This is a genomic window from uncultured Roseibium sp. (genome assembly GCF_947494555.1).
Taxonomy (GTDB): domain Bacteria; phylum Pseudomonadota; class Alphaproteobacteria; order Rhizobiales; family Stappiaceae; genus Roseibium.
Window position 1 is genome coordinate 265373 of record NZ_CANLVF010000006.1, and the last position, 24553, is coordinate 289925.

Annotated in this window: 27 protein-coding genes; 4 read left to right on the forward strand and 23 right to left on the reverse strand. The window is 58.2% G+C overall.

Annotated features, from left to right (window positions below; genetic code table 11):
* Nucleotide 1 precedes the first annotated feature (1 nt).
* From Q0915_RS26200 to Q0915_RS26235, 8 genes are read right to left on the reverse strand one after another with little or no spacing between them, the layout of a single operon-like run.
* On the reverse strand, nucleotides 2-727 hold the full coding sequence (locus tag Q0915_RS26200; protein ID WP_299483681.1) for an SDR family oxidoreductase: 726 nt from the start codon (nucleotides 725-727) through the stop codon (nucleotides 2-4).
* The gene (locus Q0915_RS26205) at nucleotides 724-1497 is read right to left on the reverse strand and encodes a cyclase family protein (protein ID WP_299483682.1); all 774 of its coding nucleotides are present in this window, start codon (nucleotides 1495-1497) and stop codon (nucleotides 724-726) included. The genes Q0915_RS26200 and Q0915_RS26205 overlap by 4 nt, the downstream gene beginning before the upstream one ends.
* Nucleotides 1494-2750 carry an SDR family NAD(P)-dependent oxidoreductase gene (locus tag Q0915_RS26210; RefSeq protein WP_299483683.1) on the reverse strand — a complete coding sequence of 419 codons (1257 nt, stop codon included), beginning with the start codon at nucleotides 2748-2750 and terminating at the stop codon, nucleotides 1494-1496. Before Q0915_RS26210 ends, Q0915_RS26205 begins: the two co-directional genes overlap by 4 nt.
* Nucleotides 2750-3922 (reverse strand): thiolase family protein, encoded by a 1173-nt coding sequence (locus Q0915_RS26215; RefSeq protein ID WP_299483684.1) that lies wholly within the window; start codon nucleotides 3920-3922, stop codon nucleotides 2750-2752. Before Q0915_RS26215 ends, Q0915_RS26210 begins: the two co-directional genes overlap by 1 nt.
* Entirely contained in the window at nucleotides 3922-5535 is a 1614-nt protein-coding gene (locus Q0915_RS26220; protein WP_299483685.1) for an AMP-binding protein, read from the reverse strand. Before Q0915_RS26220 ends, Q0915_RS26215 begins: the two co-directional genes overlap by 1 nt.
* On the reverse strand, nucleotides 5532-6005 hold the full coding sequence (locus tag Q0915_RS26225) for an aromatic-ring-hydroxylating dioxygenase subunit beta (RefSeq protein ID WP_299483686.1): 474 nt from the start codon (nucleotides 6003-6005) through the stop codon (nucleotides 5532-5534). Before Q0915_RS26225 ends, Q0915_RS26220 begins: the two co-directional genes overlap by 4 nt.
* Nucleotides 6005-7315 carry an aromatic ring-hydroxylating dioxygenase subunit alpha gene (locus Q0915_RS26230; RefSeq protein ID WP_299483687.1) on the reverse strand — a complete coding sequence of 437 codons (1311 nt, stop codon included), beginning with the start codon at nucleotides 7313-7315 and terminating at the stop codon, nucleotides 6005-6007. The genes Q0915_RS26225 and Q0915_RS26230 overlap by 1 nt, the downstream gene beginning before the upstream one ends.
* A 43-nt stretch (nucleotides 7316-7358) precedes the next feature.
* A complete protein-coding gene (locus Q0915_RS26235) occupies nucleotides 7359-8291 on the reverse strand; it encodes a PDR/VanB family oxidoreductase (RefSeq protein ID WP_299483688.1) in 933 nt (310 codons plus the stop codon).
* A gap of 337 nt (nucleotides 8292-8628) precedes the next feature.
* On the opposite strand from Q0915_RS26235, the gene Q0915_RS26240 reads away from it, so the two are divergent.
* Nucleotides 8629-9087 (forward strand): MarR family transcriptional regulator, encoded by a 459-nt coding sequence (locus Q0915_RS26240; RefSeq protein ID WP_299483689.1) that lies wholly within the window; start codon nucleotides 8629-8631, stop codon nucleotides 9085-9087.
* A gap of 48 nt (nucleotides 9088-9135) precedes the next feature.
* Here the strand turns inward: Q0915_RS26240 and Q0915_RS26245 are convergent, their stop codons facing one another.
* The 4 genes from Q0915_RS26245 to Q0915_RS26260 form a co-directional block, all read right to left on the reverse strand.
* The gene (locus Q0915_RS26245) at nucleotides 9136-9939 is read right to left on the reverse strand and encodes a hypothetical protein (protein WP_299483690.1); all 804 of its coding nucleotides are present in this window, start codon (nucleotides 9937-9939) and stop codon (nucleotides 9136-9138) included.
* A gap of 178 nt (nucleotides 9940-10117) precedes the next feature.
* Entirely contained in the window at nucleotides 10118-10543 is a 426-nt protein-coding gene (locus Q0915_RS26250) for a DUF3592 domain-containing protein (RefSeq protein WP_366525346.1), read from the reverse strand.
* A 286-nt stretch (nucleotides 10544-10829) separates the two neighbouring features.
* The gene (locus tag Q0915_RS26255; RefSeq protein ID WP_299483691.1) at nucleotides 10830-11570 is read right to left on the reverse strand and encodes a VOC family protein; all 741 of its coding nucleotides are present in this window, start codon (nucleotides 11568-11570) and stop codon (nucleotides 10830-10832) included.
* 41 nt (nucleotides 11571-11611) lie between these two features.
* Nucleotides 11612-12076: an SgcJ/EcaC family oxidoreductase gene (locus Q0915_RS26260; RefSeq protein ID WP_299483692.1), complete on the reverse strand. Its 465-nt coding sequence runs from the start codon at nucleotides 12074-12076 to the stop codon at nucleotides 11612-11614.
* Nucleotides 12077-12246: 170 nt separating this feature from the next.
* On the opposite strand from Q0915_RS26260, the gene Q0915_RS26265 reads away from it, so the two are divergent.
* Nucleotides 12247-13170: a LysR family transcriptional regulator gene (locus Q0915_RS26265; protein WP_299544477.1), complete on the forward strand. Its 924-nt coding sequence runs from the start codon at nucleotides 12247-12249 to the stop codon at nucleotides 13168-13170.
* A gap of 21 nt (nucleotides 13171-13191) precedes the next feature.
* On the opposite strand, the gene Q0915_RS26270 is transcribed toward Q0915_RS26265, so the two are convergent.
* The 3 genes from Q0915_RS26270 to Q0915_RS26280 all read right to left on the reverse strand — a co-directional run bounded on the left by Q0915_RS26270 (nucleotide 13192) and on the right by Q0915_RS26280 (nucleotide 15162).
* The gene (locus tag Q0915_RS26270; RefSeq protein ID WP_299483694.1) at nucleotides 13192-13788 is read right to left on the reverse strand and encodes a GNAT family N-acetyltransferase; all 597 of its coding nucleotides are present in this window, start codon (nucleotides 13786-13788) and stop codon (nucleotides 13192-13194) included.
* Between the two features lie 68 nt (nucleotides 13789-13856).
* On the reverse strand, nucleotides 13857-14171 hold the full coding sequence (locus Q0915_RS26275; RefSeq protein ID WP_299483695.1) for a hypothetical protein: 315 nt from the start codon (nucleotides 14169-14171) through the stop codon (nucleotides 13857-13859).
* A 46-nt stretch (nucleotides 14172-14217) separates the two neighbouring features.
* A complete protein-coding gene (locus Q0915_RS26280) occupies nucleotides 14218-15162 on the reverse strand; it encodes a homocysteine S-methyltransferase family protein (protein WP_299483696.1) in 945 nt (314 codons plus the stop codon).
* A 185-nt stretch (nucleotides 15163-15347) separates the two neighbouring features.
* Here Q0915_RS26280 and Q0915_RS26285 point away from each other — a divergent pair, with 185 nt between their 5' ends.
* Nucleotides 15348-15959 (forward strand): TetR/AcrR family transcriptional regulator, encoded by a 612-nt coding sequence (locus tag Q0915_RS26285; protein WP_299483697.1) that lies wholly within the window; start codon nucleotides 15348-15350, stop codon nucleotides 15957-15959.
* 12 nt (nucleotides 15960-15971) lie between these two features.
* Here the strand turns inward: Q0915_RS26285 and Q0915_RS26290 are convergent, their stop codons facing one another.
* From Q0915_RS26290 to Q0915_RS26325, 8 genes are all read right to left on the reverse strand, one after another.
* Nucleotides 15972-16670 (reverse strand): hypothetical protein, encoded by a 699-nt coding sequence (locus Q0915_RS26290; RefSeq protein ID WP_299483698.1) that lies wholly within the window; start codon nucleotides 16668-16670, stop codon nucleotides 15972-15974.
* 131 nt (nucleotides 16671-16801) lie between these two features.
* Nucleotides 16802-17752 (reverse strand): branched-chain amino acid ABC transporter permease, encoded by a 951-nt coding sequence (locus Q0915_RS26295; protein WP_299483699.1) that lies wholly within the window; start codon nucleotides 17750-17752, stop codon nucleotides 16802-16804.
* The gene (locus Q0915_RS26300; protein WP_299483700.1) at nucleotides 17752-18642 is read right to left on the reverse strand and encodes a branched-chain amino acid ABC transporter permease; all 891 of its coding nucleotides are present in this window, start codon (nucleotides 18640-18642) and stop codon (nucleotides 17752-17754) included. The genes Q0915_RS26295 and Q0915_RS26300 overlap by 1 nt, the downstream gene beginning before the upstream one ends.
* Nucleotides 18639-19358: an ABC transporter ATP-binding protein gene (locus Q0915_RS26305; protein ID WP_299483701.1), complete on the reverse strand. Its 720-nt coding sequence runs from the start codon at nucleotides 19356-19358 to the stop codon at nucleotides 18639-18641. Before Q0915_RS26305 ends, Q0915_RS26300 begins: the two co-directional genes overlap by 4 nt.
* Nucleotides 19355-20128 (reverse strand): ABC transporter ATP-binding protein, encoded by a 774-nt coding sequence (locus Q0915_RS26310; protein ID WP_299483702.1) that lies wholly within the window; start codon nucleotides 20126-20128, stop codon nucleotides 19355-19357. Before Q0915_RS26310 ends, Q0915_RS26305 begins: the two co-directional genes overlap by 4 nt.
* An 11-nt stretch (nucleotides 20129-20139) precedes the next feature.
* The gene (locus tag Q0915_RS26315; RefSeq protein WP_299483703.1) at nucleotides 20140-21339 is read right to left on the reverse strand and encodes an ABC transporter substrate-binding protein; all 1200 of its coding nucleotides are present in this window, start codon (nucleotides 21337-21339) and stop codon (nucleotides 20140-20142) included.
* 47 nt (nucleotides 21340-21386) lie between these two features.
* Nucleotides 21387-22481 carry a cupin domain-containing protein gene (locus tag Q0915_RS26320; protein ID WP_299483704.1) on the reverse strand — a complete coding sequence of 365 codons (1095 nt, stop codon included), beginning with the start codon at nucleotides 22479-22481 and terminating at the stop codon, nucleotides 21387-21389.
* A gap of 39 nt (nucleotides 22482-22520) precedes the next feature.
* Nucleotides 22521-23207 (reverse strand): GntR family transcriptional regulator, encoded by a 687-nt coding sequence (locus tag Q0915_RS26325; protein ID WP_299483705.1) that lies wholly within the window; start codon nucleotides 23205-23207, stop codon nucleotides 22521-22523.
* 209 nt (nucleotides 23208-23416) lie between these two features.
* On the opposite strand from Q0915_RS26325, the gene Q0915_RS26330 reads away from it, so the two are divergent.
* Nucleotides 23417-24553 (forward strand): aminotransferase class V-fold PLP-dependent enzyme, encoded by a 1137-nt coding sequence (locus tag Q0915_RS26330; RefSeq protein WP_299483706.1) that lies wholly within the window; start codon nucleotides 23417-23419, stop codon nucleotides 24551-24553.

Here is a 24553-nt window from a genome sequence, read left to right on the forward strand (position 1 = left end):
GCTAGATGGTCAGCGTGCCAACGCTGGCCCCGCCGCAGACATAGAGCGTCTGACCGGTAACGAAGCTGTTTTCCGGACTGCAGAAAAACAGGAAGGCATTGGTCACGTCCTGCACCGTTCCGATCCGTCCGACCGGAATACGCTTGGCAAGCGCCTCCTGTTGCGGACTGTCTTTCTCGACAATGCCCCAGAAATTATCGGTCAGGATAGGTCCGGGTGCGACCACATTGACGGTGATGCCGTGCGGTGCAAGCTCAAGCGCCCAGGTGCGTGCCATCCCGATCATTCCGGCCTTGCTTGCGCTGTAGGCCGTGCGCGTCGGGGCGCCAAGTGCGGCACGCGATGCATTGAACATCACGCGGCCGAACCGGCGATCCTTCATGCCAGGCAAGACTGCCTGCAAGAGCGTCAGGGCCGAGCCGAGATGAAGTTGCGCAAGTCCCGTTATTTCCTCTGGCTTTGCCTCTTCCACAAGGTTCGGCCAGATCAGACCGGCATTGTGAATGAGGTGAGACACGTCGAACTCGGCCTGTATGGTCTTGGCCGCGTTCAAAACGGCTGCCGGATCGAGAAGGTCCGCCTCAACCGAGTGCAGATTGGGGTGCACCTTGTCGGGAGCCGACCGCGCCACCGAGACAACCATATAGCCCTGGCCGAGAAGTTTTTCGGCAAGATCCGCGCCGATGCCCTTGTTGCCGCCTGTCACGACAGCCGTGAATTCACTCATTTGCTCACCATCGCCAGAACGCGAAGCGGACTGCCGGTTCCGTTCTTTATTTTCAGGGGCGCCGCCATCAGGACCGCCCCGGTCGCAGGCAACTGATCGAGGTTGTTGAGGCACTGCAGGCCGTATTTCCCGGCACCGTGCAGGTAGTAGTGGGCCGGGTAAGGCGGCGCGTAATGGGCTCCCTGGCCGGCATCGGTACCGATTGTTTCCGTTCCAAAGCCACGAATGTCGCGTTCCTCGACCAGGAAGCGGATGCCCTCCGGCGTCGGGCCTGGCGAATGGGGGCCATCGTCGCGCATGTTCAGGTAATCGGCGCCGCTGCGTTTGGACCAGTCGGTTCTCATGAGGACCCAGCTGTCCGCAGGAATGCGGCCATGTTTGGCTTCAAAAGCTGCTATCACGCCGGGTGTCAGTTCGAAATCCTCGTTCGCGAGCGCCTCACTGGAACAATCGATCACCACTGCCGGTCCGACAAAGGCTTGCATCGGAATTTCATCGACAGAGCCAAGCGCAACATCCTTTCCGGAAATCCAGTGCGATGGCGCATCGAAATGCGTTCCGGTATGTTCCGACATGGAAATATTGTGCCATTTCCAGGCCGGGCCCCGGTGGTCATAGGCACTGACTTCCTCCATCCGGAAGCGCGCGCACTGACCAAATTCAGGCGGCAGGACAATGACCGGAAAATCCGGGTCGAGCGTGTGCGTCAGATCTACGATTTCAACCGCACCGGAAGACAGTCCGGAAACAAGAGTGTCGAGGACGGTCATGCGCCTTCGCCTCCTTGCGTGAGTTCACGTTCGAGGACTTTCGGATCACGCCGCCAGCGATCCCGAATTTCCTTGGCGACATCCCCGCACCAGACATCTTCCAAGCCCTGCTGCAGTCCCGACACCACCGCCCGCGCCATTGCGACCGCGGACACTTTGGGCGGCGGTAGAGCCTGGTGCCATTCGTCATCGGTCGGTCCGGTGAAGACGTTCATGACCCGCAGGCCCGATCCTCTGAATTCGCCGCGCAAAGACTGGCTCAGCGAGTAGGCTGCCGCATTGGAAGCGGTGAAGCATCCGAAGTCGGGCGCATTGGAAAGTGCGTGCACGGACAGGATATTGACCCAGGCCACTGCGGAATTGATGCCGTCGCCGGTGCGTGCGCACATGCCGGGCCCGAAGGCCTGTGCCAGGCGCATGAGACCAAGGTAATTGGTCTCCATCTCCTCACGCGCAAAGGCCGTGTCACCGCGCTCCAGAACACCACCCGGACGAACGAAGCGCGCGGTGTTGATCAAAATATCGGTCTTTCCGCCGATCTCTCCGGCAAGTTTTTGTACCGATGCCACATCGGTCACATCCAGCGGCAGTGTTTCCACATTCTCAAGATCCGCCAACGCGCGCCGATTGTCATGAGGACGCCAGCTTTCCGATTCTCCGACGAAAACCGTTGCGGCACCGGCATCAAGGAGAGCCTTTACCAGCGCGGGCGTGTTGGGATTGCGCAAGTCCGTCACAAGGATACGGCGGTGCTTGGGGTCGGCAGACAGCGCACGCAGTTGCGGGTTGTCTTCCATATGATCCGTCCTTTCTTCGGGCACGGCAAGCAATACACCTTGCCCGGCCGCATCGAGACGATTGAGAAGGGTGACCTTGCTGCCGCTCTGGCAATCACCATGCACATGGCAGAGGACGACAGGCCCGACATCCAGCTGAACCGAGCCCATGCGCCATGGCGTCCGGTCTCGGAAGTAGAGTTTCGTCGACGTTCGAACCGTTGTTTCGGCCAAGAGAGTGCCCGAAGGCGACTGGTCCTGCCACGCGAGTTCCGGCGAAAGGCAGGCCCGGCAAACATCGCGCGGCGGATATTGAACGGCGAAACACTCCTGGCACACTTGTAACGCAAAGCGCCCTTCCGCGGCAGCAGCGCTCAGACCCAGTGCTGCGCGCGATCGTGTTTCGGGCGGGCGCGTCGATGATTGCGTCCGTTTCTGAGGGTTCTTTTTGGGTGGAGGCTGGAGCGGCTGTGTCATTATGCGCCTCCGGATTTCAGGATCGCAGCGCTGCTGCAAACACCGCGGTCATAATTGATCATGCCGAAGCCGGATACCATCGCAACACGGGCGTCGCTCACTTGGGTGTCTCCTGCTGTCCCAGTCACCTGGCGGAGAGCCTCCACGAGCCCCAGAAAGCCGCCCGCGGCACCGGCCTGGCCAGCCGACAATTGGCCGCCGGACGTGTTGTGGGGGAAATCCCCATCGACAGTCAGATCCTTTTTCCTGACGAAGTCCGGGCCTTCGCCCTTTTCGCAAAAACCAAGATCTTCCATCTGCATCATGGAGATCACGGGATAGTCGTCATAGGTTTGCAGCAGATCGACATCTCCCGGCGAACAGTCCGCCATGGCGTAGAGTTCGTCTTTGTCGAGTGTCCATCCGCCGCGCAGCTGGATCGGATCCTCCGCATGGGCGTTATGGCGCTCAATCGTGCCGCCGATTGTGGCGAAGGGCAGTTTGCGCTTCATCGCTTCCTCGACGGACATCACCAGAAAGGCTTCGGATCCCGCGCAGGGCATCACACAGTCAAAGAGGGCTATCGGGTCAGCAATTGGCCGTGCCGCCAGATAATCGTCCATCGTCAGCGGTTTTTTCATCACCGCATTCGGATATTTCAGCGCATTCTTTCTTTGCGCCACGCAGATCCGGCCGAAATCCTCGCGGATCGCACCGTATTCGCGCATGTAGCGATCCGTGAGCAGCGCGAAATTGGCGTTTGGTCCACCATAGCCATAGGGGAAAGAGGCATCCTGGGCGAAGCGGGAAAAGCTCGACAGCATGTTGCGGAAGCTGTCGATGTGGTTCGTGTCCCCGGCGACACAGGCGACAATGTTGGCATCGCCCGCCTGAACGGCGCGTGCGGCCCGGCGCAATGCCACGACACCGCTGGCCCCGCCCATCGGGATATGGTCGAGCCATCTGGGGACGAGACCGAGATGCTGGGTCAGGCCAACCGCCGTGTCCGGAAACAGGGTGAAACTTGCAACAGAAAAGCCTTCGAGATCGGATGGCTTCAAGCCGGCAGCCTGAAGGGAGCCGCGCAGTGCCTTTGCGATCCACCAGTGTGCGGTTTCGATGGAATAGCGCTGATACGGCGCTGAAAACGGTGCGGTTACCGCAACCCCATCATAACTCGCGCGTCGTCCCATCAACCGGCCTGCCGTTTCTTCAAATGCCCGGTTGCAACAGTATCCGGATCGTGCAGAAGCCGCCCAGCCATTTCTTTGAGGGTAGCGCGCTGGATCTTCTGTGTCGCCGTCAGCGGCAACTTGTCGACGAATGCGATAAAGCCCGGGGCCTTGTAGTAGGCCATCTGATCAAGGCACCAGCGCGTGATCGCCTCCGCCTTGGCAGGAGTGGCGTCTTTCACACTCAGGCAGGCAAACACTTCATCGCCGCGAACGGGGTCCGGAACCGGTGCGACGCCTGCCGCTTTGATTTCCGGGTGCCGCATGAGGATGGATTCCACCTCCACTGCCGCGATGTTCTCGCCAGAACGTCTTATGACGTTCTTCTTGCGATCGACAAAGAACATGTTGCCGTCCGGCGCACGCCTGACGATGTCACCGGTGTGGAACCATCCACCCTCCCAAGCTTCCGCCGTTGCGGCCGCGTCCTTGTAGTATTCGGAAAAAAAGCCGTAGCGCGGTTCGCTTCCGGCGCGGCGCACCAGCAGCTCCCCTTGTTCTGATGGTGTCCCTTCGTCGTCGATGATCAGACATTCGACATCCGCTGCCGGTTTGCCGATGCTGGCCTGGGCAACCAGCCGGTCTTTTGTTGATGCTGCGATCACGGCGCCGGCGCCCGTTTCTGTCATGGCCCAGGCCTCGACCAGGGGAAAGCCGAACCTTTCTTCGAACGCGACCTGCAGCTTCGGATCAACGCCCGCACCGAAACCGAAGCGGACAGAATGCGCGCGGTCGGCGGGAGACGGTTCGAACCCCATCAGCATGGATGGCATAACGCCGAGATAATGCAGGCATGTCGCCCTGGATGCCGCCACATCCGACCACCAACCGCGCGGGTGAAAGCGATCCAGAACGGTGAGGCACCCGCCGACGGTGACCATGGCCATGAAGGAATAGGCCATCGCATTCATGTGGAACACCGGCAGCGGTGTGATCATGCGCTCGCCCGCGTCAGTCAGGTTTGCCAGTCCGCCAACAGTCGCATACCAGCGGCCTGCCAGCAGGAAATAGGTATTCGGCAGAATGCAGCCCTTCGGTTTGCCCGTCGTTCCGGACGTATAAAGAATGGCCGCTTCACGGGCTTCGCCTTCCAGTGGCCGGGCAACGGCCACGCCCTCGCGCAGCCTAGGCAATCTGTCGCCAGGCGCTATGACCGGCACATCCATGCCGGCTGATTTGCTTGCCGTTTCAAGCTCCGGATGGCGTCTTTTGATCGCGACAATCAAAGCGGGTTCGGAGTGTCCGATGAGATATTCCAGCTCCGCGGACCTCAGGTCCGGATTGATCGGCACGACGGATCCGCCGATGCTGTTTACGGCGAGCCAGTAGAGGAAGAAAGCGGGCCTGTTTTCAAGCAGCAGCGCAACGCGCATTCCCGCAGCATAACCTGCCGCCTTCAACTCCCTTGCGATCAGATCCACCTGTTCCTGTGCATCCGCATAGGTCACCTCGCCCGGCGCGAGACCATAGACTTCTGCCGTCCCGGGCAACACGTTCAAAACCGGCCGGTCGGGATACTTTCCGGCCGTTGCGGTGAAGACCTCATAGACCGTTGAAGGCTCGGATGCGTTCATGGCAGCAACTGGATATTGCCGAAAGCGGCGTCGCTGTTGAGAATATCGACGCGTTTGTTGGCGATCCGCAGAGCGCCGTCGACAACCGCGAGCTCATGGATCGCGGTCAACGCCAGCAAGAACTGTTCATCAAGCCGCGTTTCCACGTAGTGCATGGACGTGTTGGTGACGATCCTGTCTTCGGTCATCTCGTCGACAAAAGGACGCTGAATGACATGATGGCAACGGCTTTTGGGCTTCTGACTGAAGGTTCTTGCGCCATTCAGGCGCTCGACGCGCAGGCGCAGCATGAACATGTCTTCGTAGAGCAAAGACGTCACAAGATGAGGGTCTGTCTGCTTGTAATCGAGCGGCATCCAGTAGTGCCCGCCTTCCAGCCAGAGCGACAGCCACTCGTCATACCGGCCCTCGTCCAGCATGCGCGCCTCGTCATAGATGAAGTCGATGACCTGGTCTTTCGAAACAGCCATCACGCATCCTCCATCGACACGGTCATGAATTTCACCCAGGCGTCGAACTGATTGCGCATCTGACGTTCCGTCGTCCCGTTTTCGACAGCCTCCTGGGAGAAGTCCTCCGCTTCGGTCCTGAGACGCTGAACGTTGACCCATTCCATGCCATTGGACATCAGCCCTTCCTGGGCCCGTTCGTACATTTCAAGGTCATCGTGGCCGACGATGGAAGTCGGCGCATTGATCATCCGGTTGTACATGGCGGTGCGTGCGAGAAGCTGATCGGGCGCACCGACCAGGCGGTAGATGTAGCTTTCCACCAAAGTCTTGTCGGGTCCGAGCGGTATGAAATTGCGCAGCTGCTGGATCGGGCCCTTGATCATGATGTTCGGGAAATACACCGTGTTGTGGCGGTTCTCATCGAGGATCGACTTGGCACGCTCTTCGCCATAAGCCTCTGACAAGGCATCGAAATATCCCGGGATCGCGGAATAATCCGAATGGATTGAATGGTGGACGCCCGTGTGCCCGTGTCCATTCGGCCACGTGCGTATACCCATCTTCTCGAAAAACTCGTAGGGCGACATGAAGGGAGCGATGATCTCCATCGCAGGCGGGCGCGGCTCCGGATTGCCCATCTCTTCCCAGATGTTCACAGCCGTGCCGGCAGAACTTTCATGGGCAACCATCGGGTGACAGGTGTCCGTCTGGTTCTCTACCAGCATTTTCCAGTTGCACTTGTGCATATAGCGCAGCGGCGGCCCTGCAATTTCGAGCCGCCCCTCCGGCGACCGGTCGACCATATTGTCGATGGAGCTGAGGCTGTCGCCGAAATAGTCTTCAAATCCTATTCCCTCTGGCGCTAGGCGGGCAAAGACAAAGCCGCGATAGTTGCGGACAGCGCCGACGGGAGTCATGCCCTTGGCGCTCTCGCTTTCCGAAAACCCGGTATCCTCATAACCCTTCTTGAGCGGGATCGCGAGCAGACAGCCATTGGTCTTGAAGGACCAGGCGTGGTAGGGGCAGCGGAAGAATTTTCCGGTGTTTCCCACTCTGTCGATGGCTATTTTCGTGCCCTTGTGCGGGCAACGATTGAAGAGGACGTAGATCTCGCCGTCGGAGTGACGAACCTGTATCACCGGCTGGTCGCCGATCTGGGTCGTAAAATAGTCCCCCTTGTTCGGCGTCTGACTTTCATGGCCGACGAACACCCAGGTGTTCGCAAAGAGATGTTCCATCTCCAACCGGTAGATTTCCGGGCTCGTGTAGACGTCCCGGTGCACCTGCGGTCCGGTGAACATCGCGGTGATTTCGCTGGCTGTCCGCATGCTGGCTCCTCCTCCGGTCTGCGACCCTCAACGTTTGTGGCGACTACAGATCAAGTACCAGGCGGGCTGACTTTGCCCGGCTGACACAGATCTGCATGACCTTGCCGGATTCTTTTTCAGCATCAGACAGGACGACATCGCGGTGATCGGGCTCACCACTGATCACATCAGTCTGGCAGATGCCGCAATCGCCGCGCTGACAATCGTACATGACGTCCAGGCCGGCTGCCTCGAGCGCTTCGATGATCGTCTGGTCTGGTGCCACAGACACGACCTGACCGCTGCCGTGGACCTCGACTTCAAATGACGAATCCTCCGCCGATTTCTCAGGTGAACTGAAGAGCTCGACATGCACCGCATCATCCGCAATACCGGCCTGCGACGCAGCCGTACGTGCGGCGTCAATCATGCCCTTTGGCCCGCAGATATAGAGATGTGTGGCCGTTTCCTGAGCGCTCAGCAGCTTTGACAGATCGAGTGGGGACTGGTCGTCAAAATGCAGCGTGACAGCGCTCCCGAATGCAGTCTTCAGGGCTTCCGCGAACCCCATTCGCTCTTCGGTCCGGGCGCAGTAGTGTAGCTGGAAGGATCTCCCCGCCGCCTGCAGCCGCGTTGCCATCGATATCAGGGGCGTGATGCCAATGCCACCCGCCAAAAGCAGAGTGTGGGGCGCGCTCTCAATGAGCTGGAAGTCATTCTTGGGACGAGACGCCGACACTTCATCGCCGGGGGAAAGCGCGTGCATCGCCTTTGATCCGCCCTCGCCATCTTCCTCCCGCTGGACCGCGATTGTGTAGAATTGCGAAGCCTCGGGCCAATCGATCAAGGAATAGCTACGGGTGCCCGGCGAACCGAGATCGAAATCGATATGCGCGCCCGGCTCGTAACCGGGTAACATTCCGCCTGCCTGTTCGCGAAACCTGAAAACACGGATTGTTTCCGTTTCCGGTTCCACACTTTCAAGAACAAGTTTCACCGGCGTCCCTCCTCTTCATAAAATATGAAATTTCATATAACTTGAGTCAAGCCTCTTTTTTTCCGAAATGTTCCGGGCTAAACGAAAAGCGGTTTCGCAGGTATTTCAACGCGGCAGACAAAACTCATCCTGAGGAGGACCGGCAAGGTCCGTCTCGAAGAATGGGCCGCAAACGCCGAATATTTGACCTATCCTTCGAGACGCTGCCAACGCAGCTCCTTCGGATGAGGGATGTGGTCATTGCCTGATAAGCGTGAACCACAACCCGGTGCAGCATTTGAGGATTGCAGTCTGGTACAAGAGCCTTGAATATAATCGCTCACGTCGGGGACACTCATTGGCACAGGCACCGGGAAAATTCGTTTCTTCTTACCTGCTTTATCTTCTGGCGGCCTCGAGCGAGGCGGCCAGCCATCAGTTTCACGCGCGCGTGCGTGAACTCGGGCTGCGCGTTCCCGAATGGCGCGTGCTGGCCTGCCTGTTCGATCAGGACGGGCTCATGATCACGCAGTTGGCGCGGTTTTCCCTTATGGAACAGTCTCGCATGACCCGCATCGTCGATCAGATGGAAAAGCGGGGGCTGGTCGCGCGCAGAAGCGATCAGGGAGATGGCCGACGCGTACGGGTCTATCTGACCAGCGAGGGTCAGGCGCTGAGCGAACGGCTTGTCGAAGAGGCCCAGGACCACGAAGACAATTTGCTTTCCGCCCTGAGTCCCGCCGACGCGGAGAGGATCAAACCTTCATTGGTGCGCTTGCTGGGCGCGCTCGAGTCCACGCTGATTTCGAATGAATGAACCGAAAGGAGATGCGCGACTGCTTACGCGAATCTTCTAGCGGTAAGATCAGAAGAGATACCGGCTTTCCAGCAGCAGGCCATAGCGCTGATAGTTCTGTTCAAAGACGACTTTCTCACCGGTAAAGACATAGCGGCGGTCGAAATTCGACTGAAGCCACCAGTAGCGCCCACCAACGCCGATCTGCCAGTTGTTCGTGACATCGAAATTGAGCATCGCATCGGCCTCGACACCATATGTCCAGTTGCTTTCCCATGTTTCGACGCGGTTGTGGCTCCATGGTACGGCCGCTACATCGAAGGACCAGCTGAATCGATCGCTGAAATCGCCTTCGGCCGTCAAGCCGACACGGAGAGCATGCCATTGGCGCCTCTGCTCGATAACGGTGTTCCTATCCACGGCATCAATACTGTCATTCAAGTAGTGATACCCGACGAAACCCTTCATCTGGATCTGGCCGTTCGCAAATTCGGCAAACCGCCAGCCTCCGTCTACGACCACATATCCGAGAGCCGTTTCTTCCAGGTCACCGCTCGGATTGGTGTAGAAGTCACCCTCTCCACCCGAGTTTCGGCCCAAACCTGCATAGCCGCGCACGAATATTTTCGTTGTCAGGTCTTCCAGCTCGCCAACAATCTCTGCAGTGTGTGAGGACACGCCATCAACATTGTTCCAGTTGAAGTCGCCTGTATCCATCTCCGAATTGTTCTGGCTGTACCAGTATCGGAGACCGATACTGCCCCGCAGCGTAGATGCCTGATATTGCGACGTTGCGGGCGTGTTGTAGTCCGCCGCTTGAGACGCTCCCGACAATAAACACGCAAATAGGATAAGAGAAACTCTTCCGATCATAGCCCCTGCACCGGTAAGTATTTATGCGCGGGATTCGCGCTAAAGATGCAGGTATCTTTTGCAACTTATGGTTAATGGAGTATGAAAATATTGCCCTGTGGCGCTGCTTTTGCACGCGCTGCTGCACCACCTGCGGCTCGCATGGCAGCATCGCTGCGTAATGTGTTCGGGACGCCTGTCAAACAAACACGTGGAGCAACATGGGTGTTACTCCAAAAGCGACGACAAAGCTGATACCCAGCCAACCCGGTACCACCAGATAAGACTTTTGTGGCTTGTTTTTGTTGTAGAAAACTCTGGCGGTGTTTGGTGTAGGCCTTTCGATATATTTGCGCTGGTACTCCAAAAGAAACCTGACATTGTGCGATGCGGTCATGTAAAACGGGCTGACGCGATGGCCTTCATACTGTTTTCCGTCGACTTCATAGGTATAGGTCGCCTTGGAGAAATATTGCCGGTCACCAGCAATTGCATCCGAGTGCCAGGCCGACACTTCGTCGCTGTGAAGCTGACCGATGACGCTCGGCCAATTCCGCAATCTGAAGCAGTAGATAAGTGAGTATGTTGCCGCCAGAAGAAAATAAAGAGCTACGAGCAGGAACAGGCTTTCCGGATCTCCTGCTGCAGATCGTCGAAATACTTTTCCAGTGAACCGCTCAAACCAAAATACTCTCTTCTCAAGCCGCGCTAACGCGCGGTCTCACTCGGATACAGAAAGCCAATCGGAAGTGTTGTTGGATTTCCGTCAGCAGGTATGGCGATCATTTCCGGCAAGTCCTAAGAAATCCTGTCTGCGCGCGGGAAACGCTTAAGCGCCCCGTGGTTCTGACCCATATCCGCTCCCGGCACGGGCGATGGATTTCGTCCGGCGTTTCCTGGCCATCGAAGTCTCATCCCCGGATGCGGAGACGCTCGAGATAAACGTTGTTGCTGAGACCACCGATGGTCAGTCCGGCATACCCGGCTGCCAGATGCGCGGGGTGCGTCTCGGACTTAAGTGCATCCACATGCTGGATTTCCAAAACCGTATAGGGCCGCTGGTAAACCCAGGTGCGGTTCACGACTGCCCTGATATCCGCGTTCGGTGGCACCTCATCCGTAAAAGCATAAAAGTAAAGGGTGAACCCAAATGGTTCTACCGGCTGGATCGAAAGCGGTGTCATTCCCCAGCCAAGCAAGTCAGGCTCAATGGCGGAAATGTCTGCAGTACGAAGTGTCACGAGACTGAGATGCGCTCCACCGCCAAGGCGGGTCCTGTCAACAGGGATGTCGGGCCGTTCCCCCTGGAACCAGTGGTCGATCAGCTCAATCGTGAACCCTTCCGGATCGACCGCTTTTGCAAGATATCCAACATCACGAAACTGCTTCGGCTCCGAACAAGGCACGCCACGTGCCTTTAGCTGAGAAATCGCGAGTTCGATGTTCGGGACTGAAAGCGCTATTTTCCAATAAAGATCAGCACCTTGCGGCTTGTAAGGCGCGTCGGCTCTGACAAAGTGAATACCGGTTTCCGGGCTGCCGAATCCGACACGCCCGTCTCCCTGATCAGACATACCCAGGACGTCACAGTAAAAATGCCTCTGCGCCTCCGGGTCGACGACGGCCAATGTGAGTGTGTCAATTCCAGCCATGGTGTTGTCCTGATCAGAGGGAGACGGGAGCGGTCGGTCCGTTACTGGGCGATCTCGAAATGGTCTTCACGAAGACGCGCTTTGCCATCGGGCTGAAGCACCCAAAGCTCGTTTGTGATAATCCCCTGAGCATTGTTCATCTTCCACTCGGCAGAAATGCTCACAGACTTGAGCGATCTGTCCGCCACCCTTGCGACCGTATTATAGTAGACCACGTCATCGAAACCCTTGGCGATGATGTCTTCCCAAAAGGCTTCAATGGCCTGGCGTCCCTTGAAGGTGCCGAAGGGCTTGGCCACCATGACAGCGTCTTCCTCATAAAGTGCGGCAGCGGCCGCCGCATCACCCGCGTTGAATGCATCACGCCAGGCACGACTGGCCTCAGCCACGGCTGTGCTCAATTCAAATTCGGAGGCGGCACGCGTCTCGGCGTCGCCAGCGAGTGTCTGTCCGGTCAGGGCGGTTCCAATGGCGAGCGCAATGGCCAGTGTACGTATCGATTTCATGTGTTTTCTCCAAATAACGGGCGTATTCAGTGTTGCGTTTAATGTGAGAGTTCAGAGCCAGCGGACTGACGGCAAGAAAATGAGATATTGAGATTGTTTTAAAAACAGGGCAAAACTGAACATATTATTCATAAAATGAGAACAGTCTAACATTACTGTCTACCTTGCCATTGAGCTTTGTCACGATCGTTGAAACAGGTTCGATCACGCGCGCTGCAGAGAAGCTTTCGCTTGCCAAATCGGCCGTAAGTCAGAATTTGAAACGGCTGGAAGAAGAACTCGGTGTGCAATTGGCGCGCAGGACAACCCGGCGCCTGACGCTCACACCCGCAGGCGAGCGCTATTACCAGCGCTGCAAGGATGTTCTCACGCTCTCAAAACAGGCGGCGACGGAGATGGAGACGTTTGGTGCAAAGCCATCGGGTCCGATGACGATCACCGCGCCCCATGCGCTGATTGCGCCGCTTATCGCGCCCGCAATGGCAAGCCTTGCACGGCAATACCCGGACTTGCGGCCAACCCTGATCGCCGACGACACACGCCTCGACCTCGTCGCGGATCAAATAGATCTGTCTGTCAGTGTCGGGAAATTGAGCGACAGCACATTGCGTGCGCGCCGTATCGGCGAATTGCGGGACGTTTTGTGCGCTGCGCCGTCGCTCTTGGCCAACGCGCCTTCACGCGGCGACCCAGCCTTTGCCGATTGGATCCGCTCGATGTCTTATATTGCGCATACACGCGAGCCGTCCGTCATCGAACACAAAATACCCGCGTCAACCTTGTCGAAAGAAGCCCGACTGGATTTCGATCCGGTATTCCGGGGCAATACGATCGAAGCGATTGCCGCGCTTACGCGACAGGGACTGGGCATATCACTGCTTCCCGATATCAGTATCAGCGACGAACTTTCCTCCGGACGACTCATCTGTCTTTGCGATGAAGTTCTTCCAGATCCAACACCGGTCTATGCGGTTCACCCATATGATGCGATGGTGCCGAAATCCGTTGCCGCCGCAATAGATGCCTTGCGAACCGCGTTCGCAACGGTAAAGCGCGAAGCCGCTGTCAGGTCCGGCCGAACCGGACTTCAGTAACAGCAGCTCCGCGCTTCGCACCTAGTCCAATTCCTTGATCAGCAACAGCACGTCGCCGGTGTAGTAGGGCTGGCAGGGGTGCGACCGGACAGGCACCTTTTCATGCAGCTTGTAACCGAGGCGCTGGTAGAGACGCACAGCCCCGGTGTTCTGGGCATAAACCTGAATGCTCATCGCAGACGTGCCGTTTTCCCGCGCAAGGCGTTCCGCCGCAGCGAGCAGAGAGCTGCCGAGCCCCTGACCGCGGTGCCCGGGAAACGTTGCGAGCGCGTTGATGTACCAGGTTCCGACCGAGTGTTTCTCCAGCTCCACGAAGGGAGCGATCGGCGCGGGAAGTGCTTCGGGATCGTCTTCCGGGGTGGCGTCGATGAGATAGCTCAGGACCATACCGGTGACTTCGGCCTGGCGTTCCGACACAAGCGCATTGGTGTAGGAAAATCCGCCCGAGGGTCTTTGTGCGCGCTCGGTGCCGACATCGAGCGATGTCTGCCCGCTTTCGCAGGCCCGGCTCCAAAGCCAGTTGGGAATGCCTTCGCCCGCAATATCTATCAGTCTGGCAAGTGCCGCAGCATCCTCGACGCTGGCTTGCCGGATTAGGGGACTGGATTGAAAGTTCATTATGTTGGCTCGTCTGTTTTAAAAAAATGTGTGCGACCGGTGTTCGACCGGTCTGCATGCCGATTTGGTCAATGCACCGGGACAGGACCGACGGGGCCGCCGGAGTCCCAGTCGAGGTGAGAACGGTCGTCAACCAGGGATTGGCCGGAAAGCGGAGACTCACCGGATCCGGACGGAACGGAAGAAGCTCGCATTTGGCCGTCAGATTTCTGCCGGGCAATGACGTCTCCCGGGTTCGAGGGAGCTTGCTGTTTCAGATCACCGACCGACTTGATCGAAGGTGACTGGCCAGTCGAGACCATAGACGACATGGGAGCGCCGGACTGCGCCGGTCCGGCCAGCAAAAATATCATTCCAGTGGACAAAACAAGTGATTTCAACATTTTAGCACTCCAATTCAATGAGCCCGAAAACCTGAGCAAAAGCTGTTCAGGCCGCGGGCCGGGACTGTTCATGTATTGCAATGCAGCCGACATGCCTGTGATCCGTGCCACAGCACCCGCCAACCACTTGAATTTTAGGCAAGAATCGCAACAACTCGACACTCAGGCCGCCCAGTTCTCCGGGATCGCCATCGTCCAGGGTCTCGGCCTCGTCGAGTTCTGCATGGCTCATGCGCGACGCATTGGACCTGATACCGCCGATCCGGGACGTCCACGAACCGCCGGATTCCAGCACATCGCGGAAATGATCCGGATGCGCACAGTTGATCATGTAGTAGGCGGGCCCGCTGCTCGTTGCCTCGTCGACTTCCCCGATCGCGTCCGCCAGCGACTGGCCGGACGGCAGCCGGCCGTCGGTTTCCAGCGTGAAGGCAATCGCGATGGGAATGTCGACTTCAGCTGCCGCGCGCACCATGCCGACAGCTTCGCCGGCATGTGTCAGCGTCATGGCGCTGATCATGTCGACGCCGGCGCGGCCCAGCGCATGAATTTGCGGCGCATGGATCAGGAGGGCGTCCTGATAGGAAAGTGTTTCTTCCGGTGCATAGGCATCGCCTGAAGGGCCGACAAGCCCATTGACCAGGATCGGCAGTGCCTCCGTTTCGTGGCGCTCCCTTATACCGGAGACGAAACGCACGGCTCGTTCATTTGTCTGCAGGACTTTGGCGACCGATAATCCAAGAGGTCCCGCCCAGGCGACACCGGCGCGCCATGTCGGCGCGTCAAGAACAAACCCGCGGCCGGACTGGCGGGCGATTTCCAGAAAACGCTCGTAATAAGCAACGAGGTCACGTCGTCCCTGCTCACTATCGAGAAGCACGGCTGCCGAGAAACACGGCAGGTCATATCCCTTGTCAAAGATCAGATGGGTCTCCAGTCCGCCATCCGACAAAAAGAACCGTTCGGCGTGAATAAGGTCATGAAATCGCATGAAGCATTTCTCCTGTTTCGATACCGAGAGAAGTATGCGTGGCGGCGTCCGGCCGGTAGTGGTCGCGTGGTCCGGTTGCGGGAATTCATTTTCCGCTTTATTTTCAGTATTTAAGGAGATGTTGCCGCTGAAGGGCCTCGGATGGAGGAGCGTCAACTGGACTCACGGTACAGTGGGGGACGGCATTGACCGGCAAAACCGACACACGCAGCAGGATCCTCGATATCGCGGAAGCCGCCGTGCTGGAAAAAGGCTTCGAGGCCACCTCAATCGAGGAAATCGTTGCCGGTGCCGAGATTTCGCGAGGCGGTTTCTTCTATCATTTCAAGGACAAGAATGCGCTCGCCCGCGCCATGCTGGAACGGTACATCGAGGTCGAGAACGCGCTTTACGACGATCTCTTTGCGCGTGCCCGGGAACTCAACGACGATCCATTCCATTGCATGCTCATCGGGCTGAAACTGCTGGCTGAAATGCTGGAGGAAATGCCGACCGGGCATCCCGGATGCGTGATCGCCTCGACCGCCTATCAGGACAGGCTGTTCGACGACGGCGTCCGGGAGTTGAACCGGCAGGCGATACTTGGCTGGCGCAAGCGGTTTCGCGGCATGTTCGAGGAAATCGCGGAGATTTATGAGCCGCGCGAGGAGGTCAACCTCGATGCGCTCGGCGACATGGTGTCGGGCGTCGTCGAAGGAGGCCTCGTGTTGCAGCGTGCGCTGCGCGAACACAACAATGCGTCCGAGCAGATCATGCTGTTCCGAACCTATCTGAAACTGCTGTTCAGCCCGAAATAATACGCGCGAGGCTCAGAACTCGATCGTGATCGGAACATGATCGCTCAGGCCGTTTCCCACCCAGTCGTCAAAGGTTCCGACCGAGAATTCCCTGATTTCATTCAGCCAGTCCTTCGGCGCGAAGACGAAATCGATATGATAGGTCGGGCCGTCGATCCGCCGGTCGCGCCAATAGTGCGTCGGCGTTGTTTCTTCACCTTGCCGCTCGCCAGTCACCGCGTGATAAGCGCTGCGCAAACCCATTCCATCCAGGATTTCCACCTTGGCCATGTGATTGATGCGCCAGCCCGGCTTGTCCCAGATCTTGTTGCTGTTCCAGTCGCCGCCAATCACGGTCGGGCCGGCGGTTATGAAGTCGCGGTACTTGCCAAACGCCCGGCGGAGCGGTCCGCTCTGGTGCTTGCGGGTAACGCCGGCGCTGGCGTTTTGTGCCCAGACGGCAATCAGATTGAACGCGCGTGGTCCGTTGACCCTAAGGGGCAGGATGAAACGAAGCGTCGGAAAGAACGGCTCAAAACGCGTGACTTTGTAATCGTTGAAAGCAAAGACACCCAGGCCCTTATTTGGGTTTGTTCCCATCCAGAGTGTCGAGCAGGCAGCCAGAGCGGTTTCACCGCGTTTTGCCAAAATATCCGGGTGTGCGCATTCCGATATCACGGCAATGTCCGGCCGCTCTGACAGCAAGGCATCCGCCTTGCGGTGCAGCGCCATGTTGCAATTCCAAAAGACCAGGCGCACGTCACGAACGACGCGTCATGTGCCGCGTCGCCCCGGCATCCAGGCAAGCAGCCAGAACAAGAGTTCGCGGCGAAGCTCCAAATTCCATCGCTGATTTCCTCCGCTTAATCTTTCCGGAATTTCACCGCCGGTGACTTCTCGGGCAAGAGCCCTGCCCGGAACCGTTGCAGGACAACCTGGAGCAGGAGGCCGACAAGCAGCATGCGGATGAAGGAGCTGCGGGTCGCCCATTCCGGCGGCAGGCGATTGGTGAATATTTCCGTGACGGACCAGATTGTCCAGATGCTCAAGGCTCCCAGGATTGCCCCCCTGTTGTTCCCGGAACCACCTGCCATCAGCATGACCCAGACAAGGAATGTCGTCAGCAGCGGGTCGGTTGCCGTCGGAGACAGGAAGCGGAAGTAATGCGCTGAAAGACCGCCTGCAATGCCCATGACGGCGCAGCCGATCACAAAGGTCTGGACGCGGAATTTCTCGACATTCTTTCCCGCCGCAGCGGCCGAGTTCTCGTTGTCCCGGATAGCGCGCAAACTGCGGCCCCAGGGACTGTCATAGAGACGCGTCGTCGCAACATAGACAAGCAAAACAATCATCCAGACAAAGCCCAGAAAGGCGACGTCCGACATGCGTCCCGTTGTGAAGTCCGCAAAGGGCCGCGGGATTCTCGATATCCCGAGACTGCCGTTGGTCAGCCAGCTCTCATTGACGAAGACAAGCCGCAGGATCTCGGCAATGCCGATGGACGCCATGGCGAGATAGTCGCTTTTCAGCCGCACGCAGATCCGCGCAACTGCCCAGCCGGTCAGACCCGCAACGATTGCGGCACCGAGCAGTCCGATTGGGACGGGCATGGAGAAGCCACCAAGATGCCTGCCGGAGGACGCGGTCGCCAGGATCGCGGAAGTGTAAGCGCCGACCCCGTAAAAGCCAGCGATGCCCGCATTGAACAATCCGCCCATACCCCACTGAACGTTGAGGGCAAGGCACAGCAATGCGTAGATGCCGCCCAGGATCAGAAGGCTGACGACGTAAAAGAAAAGACCGGTCAGCTCCACTACAACAACCTCCCCTTGAAGAGGCCCTGCGGGCGGAAAATCAAAAGAGCGATCATGATTATAAAGGCGACTGCCGTCTTGTAAGAAGGCGAAATCAACGCGTCATCGCCAATCCAGTGATAGGACGACAGTTCTTCCGCCATGCCGATGATGAAACCACCTGCCATCGCCCCCATTGGCTTGCCGATCCCGCCAAGAACTGCCGCTGCGAACATGGGCAACAGCAGGTTCCAACCGAGGTTCGGGTGGGCTGATGTGTTGAGTGCCGCGAACGCTCCGGCAATAGCGGCGAGCGCCGCACCGATGATCCATGTCCAGCGCACGACTTTCGCCGTATCGAGCCCCGAGACTTCGGCGAGTTCGGGATCATCGGCAACGGCGCGCATGGAGCGGCCGGTTTTCGTCGCGGTCAGGAAAAAATGCAACAGTACGGCGATGACCGCTGTCACCACGATCGCCTGCAGGTGAAGAACCGAAACGCGAAACGTGTCGAACAGAACCAGCGGCGGGCGAACGCCGGCAACGAGGACCTGGTTCTCCGATCCCCAGACAAGCTGGATCAGCGAGCGGAAGACCAGTGCGATGCCGAAGGATGAAATGACGGTGTAGATCGTGGGCAGGTCCCTGAGCGGTTTGTAAAAAAACCGGTCGACAAAGAGCGCTGCGAATATCGTCAAGGCCATGCCGAAGGGAATCAGCAAGAGAGGATTCACCGGCATGAGCGCGGCAGCGGCAAGAATTCCGTAGGCCCCAAGTGTCATCAGGTCGCCGTGGGCGAAATGGGCAAAGCGCAAGATGCCGAAGATCATCGAGATACCGACGGCGCCCAATGCATAAATGCTGCCGATTGTCAGGGCTGGAAAGAGGTAGAAATTGACGAACTCCGTCATCCGGCGGCACCTCCCAGAAAGAGGCGGCGGACGTCTTCATCGGCCAGCAGCTCCTGTCCGGTCCCGCTGATGTGGTTGCGGCCGTTGACCAGGATATGCCCGTGATCGGCAATCTGAAGCGCCTGGCGCGCGTTCTGTTCGACCATCAGGATCGTGATTCCGGTTTTACGGATATCGAGGAGCAAATCGAAAATCCGCTCCAGGTAGGCGGGAGACAGTCCGGCCGTCGGTTCGTCCAGAAGAACAAGCTTCGGATCGCTCATCAGCGCACGGCCCATGGCGACCATCTGCCTCTGCCCGCCCGACAGTTCGCCAGCGGGCTGCCCAAGCTTGCCGTTGAGGTCGGGAAAGAGCGCCAGCACCTTGCCGAGGGTCGCTTTCTTGTCATGCGGTGGCGCGGCATATGTTCCGACATCAAGATTTTCAGCCACCGTCATGGAGGGGAAGACATTCTTGCTCTGCGGCACTGCTGAAACGCCGAGCGGCACAAGCGCAGACGTCTTGCAGCCGATCAGTTCCCGTTCGCCAAGCCTGATGGAACCGGCGGCGACATGTGTGAGCGCGAAAATCGACTTCAGGAGGGTCGACTTGCCCGCACCATTCGGGCCCAGGATCACGGCTATTTCCGCCGGTTCTACGCTGAGCGAAATCTCCTCGATGATCGGAGGGCCGCCATATCCTGCCGTCAGCCCCTCAACGGAAAGCTGCTCGGTCATAGACGGGCCTCATATTTTCCACCACCGAAGTAGGCTTCGATCACGCGTTCATCCTGCCTGACCTCTTCAACTGTTCCCTCTGTCAGCAAGGCTCCCTGCGCCATCACAAGAACGTGGTCACACAGCCTGGAGACATAGTCGAGATCATGCTCAATAAGACAGAAAGTGAGATCCCGTTCCTTGTTCAGCATCAGGATCTTGTCGGCCAGTTTTCCAAGCAGTGTCCTGTTGATCCCCGCTCCGATCTCGTCAAGCAGGATAATCTTCGGATCCCGCATCAGCGCACGGCCGAGTTCAACAAGCTTTTTTTGACCGCCAGAGAGGTTGCCGGCCTTTTCGTCGATCACATGCTCCAGTTCGAGCAGACGGACGGTTTCACGTGCGGTCTCGTAGATCCGCCGCTCTTCCGCCGAATAGCTGCCGCGCCGGAATACGACATTAAGGACGTTCTCACCGTCCGGCGCATCAGCCGACGCCATCAGGTTTTCAAGGACGGAGAGCCTGGAGAATTCGTGCGGGATCTGAAAGGTTCGCGCGAGGCGCGCCTCTGCCCGCTGGTAAGGCTTCAGGCCGGTGATATCCCGCCCGTCAAATAGCACGCGCCCCGAGGTCGGCCGGACTGCTCCGGCAATGACATTGAACGCCGTTGTCTTGCCCGCACCATTGGGTCCGATCAGACCGGTTATGCGGCCTGCGCCGATCTCGAAGCTTGCATGGTCAACCGCCCGCAAACCGCCGAAATCGACGCAGATCTTGTCAAGTTGAATCACGCTCCGAAAGCTTATTCGACAATCGCGGTCTGCTTGTAGCCGTCGCCATCGACAACGAATTTGCCGATGAAACCGCCGACATCGCCATTGTCGTCGAATTCGGCATTCCCGCTGGCGCCATCATAGTCGATGTCCTTGCCTTCCTTGATGAGGGCAACGGCCTTTTCCCATTCGCCTGGCCCGACTTTCTCGCCCGGAGCCATCGCGACGTCACGAAGCGCCTGTGCCATCTTGGCCCGGTCGGTCGACCCGGCCTTTTCGATTGCCAGCAGTGCAAGGAACGTTGCGTCGTAGGTCTGGTCCACAAACGCCTTGTCCGCACCTTCGCCATATTCGGCGTTGAAGGCGTCATGCAGCGTTTTCTGGGCCGGATTTTCGGCTGGCGACGTCGGGGAGGAGAAGAATGACGTTTTCAGCGCATCAGCGCCAACGTTCTGGATCAGGAGTTCGTCCCGCAAGCCGTCAGTGCCGACGAACTTGTCGAAGAGGCCACCCTCAATTGACTGCCTGACGATCTTGCCGCCGCTGTCACCCGCATAGGCGATGACGACCAGGGCTTCCGCGTCGTCCTTTGCAAGACTTGCCAGCTCAGACCGGTAGGAATCCTTCTTTTCCTCGTGCTTGTTCTCTGCAACGATCTCACCACCGGCCTTCTTGTAAGCGTCCATGAAGGTCTGACCGATACCAACGCCGTAGTCATTGTTCACGTAGGTAACCGCGACCTTGTTGAGGCCTTCATCCAGAACCATCTTGGCGAGGATTTCGCCCTGGTAGTTGTCGGAAGGAACGATGCGGAAGACAAGACCATCGTCCTGCAGATCCGTCATCGCGGGAGACGTTGCGGTCGGCGAAATCTGGGCAACGCCTGCCGGGATAATGGCCGCTTCTGCCGCTGCAATCGTCGTGCCGGACATCAGCGACCCCATGACAATTGGCACGTTTTCGATATTGACCAGCTTCTGTGCGGCGTCGACCGCACCTTGCGCCGTGCCCGTGGTATCGCCGTAGACCGCGACCACTTCGCCTCCCAGCAATCCGCCCTGGTCATTGACGTGTTTGACGGCCAGGTTCGCGGCATTCTGCAGCGGCGGAATGAAGTTGGCGATCGGACCCGTGATGTCCATCAGGATCCCGATCTTGGTCTCCGCAAAAGCCAGCGAGCTGGTGCCCAGCATCAGGGCGGCTGCGGCAAGTGTCGTCAATGTCTTCATGCTTACTTCCCCTCATCGCTTTTTCATTTGTCCAAGGTACCCGTTCGTTACCTCCCTGACGGGCTTAGAACCTCGGTTTCAAACCGGCCCGGCAGGCTGACTTCAAGCAGCTGAAGGTCGGTCGTTGCGCCCGCGTATCGCGTCGCCATCTTCGGCGGGACCACGAAGGCGTCTCCGGCAGACAGGCGGTAAGGGTCTTTGTCTTCGCCCTCGAGTGTCATTTCGCCTGCCAGCACAAAGTTGAACAGAATATCGCAGTCGTGCCGCGTCCACGGTGACATATCTCCGGTGGGACGCGCTACCATAACAGATGCCACCCCTTTGGTGTTGTCGCAGATCGTCGTGTCACGCGCCTCGAAGCCCGGAATGCGAAACGGCTCAAAGGCAGCGTCTTTTGCCAGGTTATGGACAAATTTCTGGCCTTGCCATTCCCTGTCCGGCCGCTCGACCGGCGTCGGCAGTTCCATCTCGTGGTCGATCTCGGTGATGTGCTCGGCCGGAACGCCGATTTCGATCACCTCAATGCCGTCCGCAGCGTGCATCACACGATGCCGGATCTCCGGAGGCTGGATAAAACAGTCGCCTGCCGTCAGCCGGCGTATGCCTCCCTGATCCTCATAGAGGACATCCACCCAACCCCGCACACAGAAGATCAGCTGGAAGCCGACCTTGTGGAAATGCACCATGTCAGGCACCGGGCCATCAGGTACGCGGATGTGAGACGCGATCATCGCACCGCCAAGCCGTGTGGGGACAAGATCGCGGTATTCCATTCCCGCGCGGCCAATCACCCAGGGCGCCTGATCGGCGAGCCTGCGTACAACAAAGGCATGCTGTGTTTCCGGAAGGACGAGCGGTGGATTCAATTCGTCAATTTCGACCCGAGTGCCGCCCGGTGAAACGAGGAGCCGTTCGCCCGCCGCGAATTCATCGGGGTCACCGGTGAGAATCCGCAGCGTTCCGGGTGCGTCCGGAGCATCTTTTTCAACACGCACTCTCAGTCCATGGCCGGAAAATACAGCAATTTCCGGGCTGTCGGCAGGATAGATCATGTCCAGCCGCATTTTCAGCGTTTTGGTGAAAAAGGGCAGGTCTCCACCGAGGTCGTTGGTTGGAAGCCGTACTTCTGCTCTCGTTTCCATCATCTGCTGCCCGTCAATCCTCGTTGTGCGCCCATCTTTTCAACCGGCCTTTCGAGCGCTTTTTTCCGCCTGCAGATATTCATGCGCGGCGAGGTAAGCGGCTTCACCGTCAAAAACGAAGCGCAGGATACGATCAGAGGCGGCAACGGCGTCCCGGCTGCGAAACGCTTCATAAAGGCGCGTGTTGCCCTCTACGATGACCGGGTGATTGGCGGAATCGGCGAAGGTCATCATGCGAACCGCCTGCACTTGCGTCATGTAGCGTTGCAACGTCTTGCGCAGCGATGAGTTCGAAACGGCGCTGATCCAGCCATTGCGGAAAATCTCGCAAGCCCTGAACAGCTTCTCCTGATCTTTGGCCGCCATCGCAGCGCGGGCACTTTTAAGAACCTTGTCCAGATCGGCCAATTCATCATCGGAAAGATCCTGCGCCGCCAGTGCCGCCGCTCGCGGTTCGAGCAAGCGCCGCAGATCAAAAATCTCGAGTATTTCCCGGTGATCAATTCTGGGAAGCACAAATCCTTTGGTCGTCTGCTCCAGATATCCTTCATGGGCAAGGCGCATGAGCGCGTCGCGTGCAGGCATGCGCGAAACGCCGAATTCCGCTGCCACGGCGGTGTCCACCAACCGTTCCTGCGGAGCAATGTCGCCTTTCTGGATGCGGCCCATCAGGACATCATGGATCTGCACGCTCGTGCTCGGTGAGGGTGTTGGAGCGGATGTCAAACCTGCGATATCTCCCTCCTCGGTCACCTGATACAGCAAAAATCGTATACAGAAACTCAGCCATCACCCGACTGAATTCATCTCGTGAAGTACTCAAAGGGCTAAAACCAGTTCCTTTAAGCTTGAACTAATTCAAAAACTGTATACGAATATTTCCCAATTGGTCAACACTTACGAAGCCACAATCAGCCAGAGCCTTGGAGGGGTGCATGACGGAGCGAAAGGAGGGTTATTTTCTATACCACTCCATCGGCCAATATCCCGGCAAGGAGGCGGATCTGAGCGATGCCATGGCCGAGCTCGCGGCCGTCTGGAGCGCGCCAGACGATCAGCAATGGACCTACATGCTTGGGAAACGCGCTGAGTTCATAGACCTGTGGCGCGGCCTCATCGGCGCTTCACCAAGATCCGTCACAACCTGCGAAAGCGTCACGCAAGGCGTGCACATGCTTTTGACCGCGCTTCCGGCCGAACAACTGCGAGGGCGGAAAGTTCTGGTCGCTTCGGACTGTTTCCCGTCAAACCACTTCCTTCTGTCGCGGCTGCAAGAGCGCCTCGGCTTCGACCTTCAGACTGTCTACCCGCGGCAAGGTGCGAGCTGGGTTTCAGATGAAGACATGATTGCCGAATGGGACCGCGATGTCGCATTAGCGCTCATCACATGGGTCAGTTCGACGACCTCGCGCAAGGCCGATCTTGACGCCCTTGTCAGCCATGGACGCGCGATGGGCAGCATCATCGGTGTGGACATTACACAAGCCTCCGGTCTGCTGCCCTTTTCCGTCAGCGATCCTGAGGTCGACTTCGTTGTCTCCACCAGTCTCAAGTGGATGTGCGGCACACCCGGGGCCGGCATCCTATATGTCCGCCCGGAATTGATTGACGTCTGCCGGCCCGAAGTGTGCGGATGGTTCAGTCAGGACAATCCCTTCAACTGGGACATTTCAGCATTCGATTATGCGCCGGATATCCGCCGCTTCGACAACGGCACGCCCGGCATCATGCCGGCAGCCGCGACAGTGCCCGCCCTGAAGTGGCATGCCGCCTCGGATCAGCGAGCGCTTTTGCACCACAATCGCTTGCTCAGCGATCTATTGATCGAGGGAGTAAACGATCTGGACCTGGATCTCGTTTCGCCCCGCAAAGCGGACTCCCGGGGTGGCAGTGTGATGATCGACATGTTCTCCGGCGAACGCGCCGCAAAGACGCTTGCCGATCTGAATGCAGCTGGATTTTCGGCGGATATCCGTGGTGCAACACTGCGTCTTTCGCCAGGTGTCCAAACCACAGAAGCCGCGACACGCGAACTCTTGTCTGTGCTCAGCACTTCTCTCAACGTCAGTTGA

Coding starts and splice junctions, on each gene's coding strand:
- Q0915_RS26200 (WP_299483681.1), bottom strand. CDS start 727: ATGAGTGAATTCACGGCTGTCGTGACAGGCGGCAACAAGGGCATCGGC.
- Q0915_RS26205 (WP_299483682.1), bottom strand. CDS start 1,497: ATGACCGTCCTCGACACTCTTGTTTCCGGACTGTCTTCCGGTGCGGTT.
- Q0915_RS26210 (WP_299483683.1), bottom strand. CDS start 2,750: ATGACACAGCCGCTCCAGCCTCCACCCAAAAAGAACCCTCAGAAACGG.
- Q0915_RS26215 (WP_299483684.1), bottom strand. CDS start 3,922: ATGGGACGACGCGCGAGTTATGATGGGGTTGCGGTAACCGCACCGTTT.
- Q0915_RS26220 (WP_299483685.1), bottom strand. CDS start 5,535: ATGAACGCATCCGAGCCTTCAACGGTCTATGAGGTCTTCACCGCAACG.
- Q0915_RS26225 (WP_299483686.1), bottom strand. CDS start 6,005: ATGGCTGTTTCGAAAGACCAGGTCATCGACTTCATCTATGACGAGGCG.
- Q0915_RS26230 (WP_299483687.1), bottom strand. CDS start 7,315: ATGCGGACAGCCAGCGAAATCACCGCGATGTTCACCGGACCGCAGGTG.
- Q0915_RS26245 (WP_299483690.1), bottom strand. CDS start 9,939: ATGATCGGAAGAGTTTCTCTTATCCTATTTGCGTGTTTATTGTCGGGA.
- Q0915_RS26255 (WP_299483691.1), bottom strand. CDS start 11,570: ATGGCTGGAATTGACACACTCACATTGGCCGTCGTCGACCCGGAGGCG.
- Q0915_RS26260 (WP_299483692.1), bottom strand. CDS start 12,076: ATGAAATCGATACGTACACTGGCCATTGCGCTCGCCATTGGAACCGCC.
- Q0915_RS26270 (WP_299483694.1), bottom strand. CDS start 13,788: ATGAACTTTCAATCCAGTCCCCTAATCCGGCAAGCCAGCGTCGAGGAT.
- Q0915_RS26275 (WP_299483695.1), bottom strand. CDS start 14,171: ATGTTGAAATCACTTGTTTTGTCCACTGGAATGATATTTTTGCTGGCC.
- Q0915_RS26280 (WP_299483696.1), bottom strand. CDS start 15,162: ATGCGATTTCATGACCTTATTCACGCCGAACGGTTCTTTTTGTCGGAT.
- Q0915_RS26290 (WP_299483698.1), bottom strand. CDS start 16,670: ATGGCGCTGCACCGCAAGGCGGATGCCTTGCTGTCAGAGCGGCCGGAC.
- Q0915_RS26300 (WP_299483700.1), bottom strand. CDS start 18,642: ATGACGGAGTTCGTCAATTTCTACCTCTTTCCAGCCCTGACAATCGGC.
- Q0915_RS26305 (WP_299483701.1), bottom strand. CDS start 19,358: ATGACCGAGCAGCTTTCCGTTGAGGGGCTGACGGCAGGATATGGCGGC.
- Q0915_RS26315 (WP_299483703.1), bottom strand. CDS start 21,339: ATGAAGACATTGACGACACTTGCCGCAGCCGCCCTGATGCTGGGCACC.
- Q0915_RS26320 (WP_299483704.1), bottom strand. CDS start 22,481: ATGGAAACGAGAGCAGAAGTACGGCTTCCAACCAACGACCTCGGTGGA.
- Q0915_RS26330 (WP_299483706.1), top strand. CDS start 23,417: ATGACGGAGCGAAAGGAGGGTTATTTTCTATACCACTCCATCGGCCAA.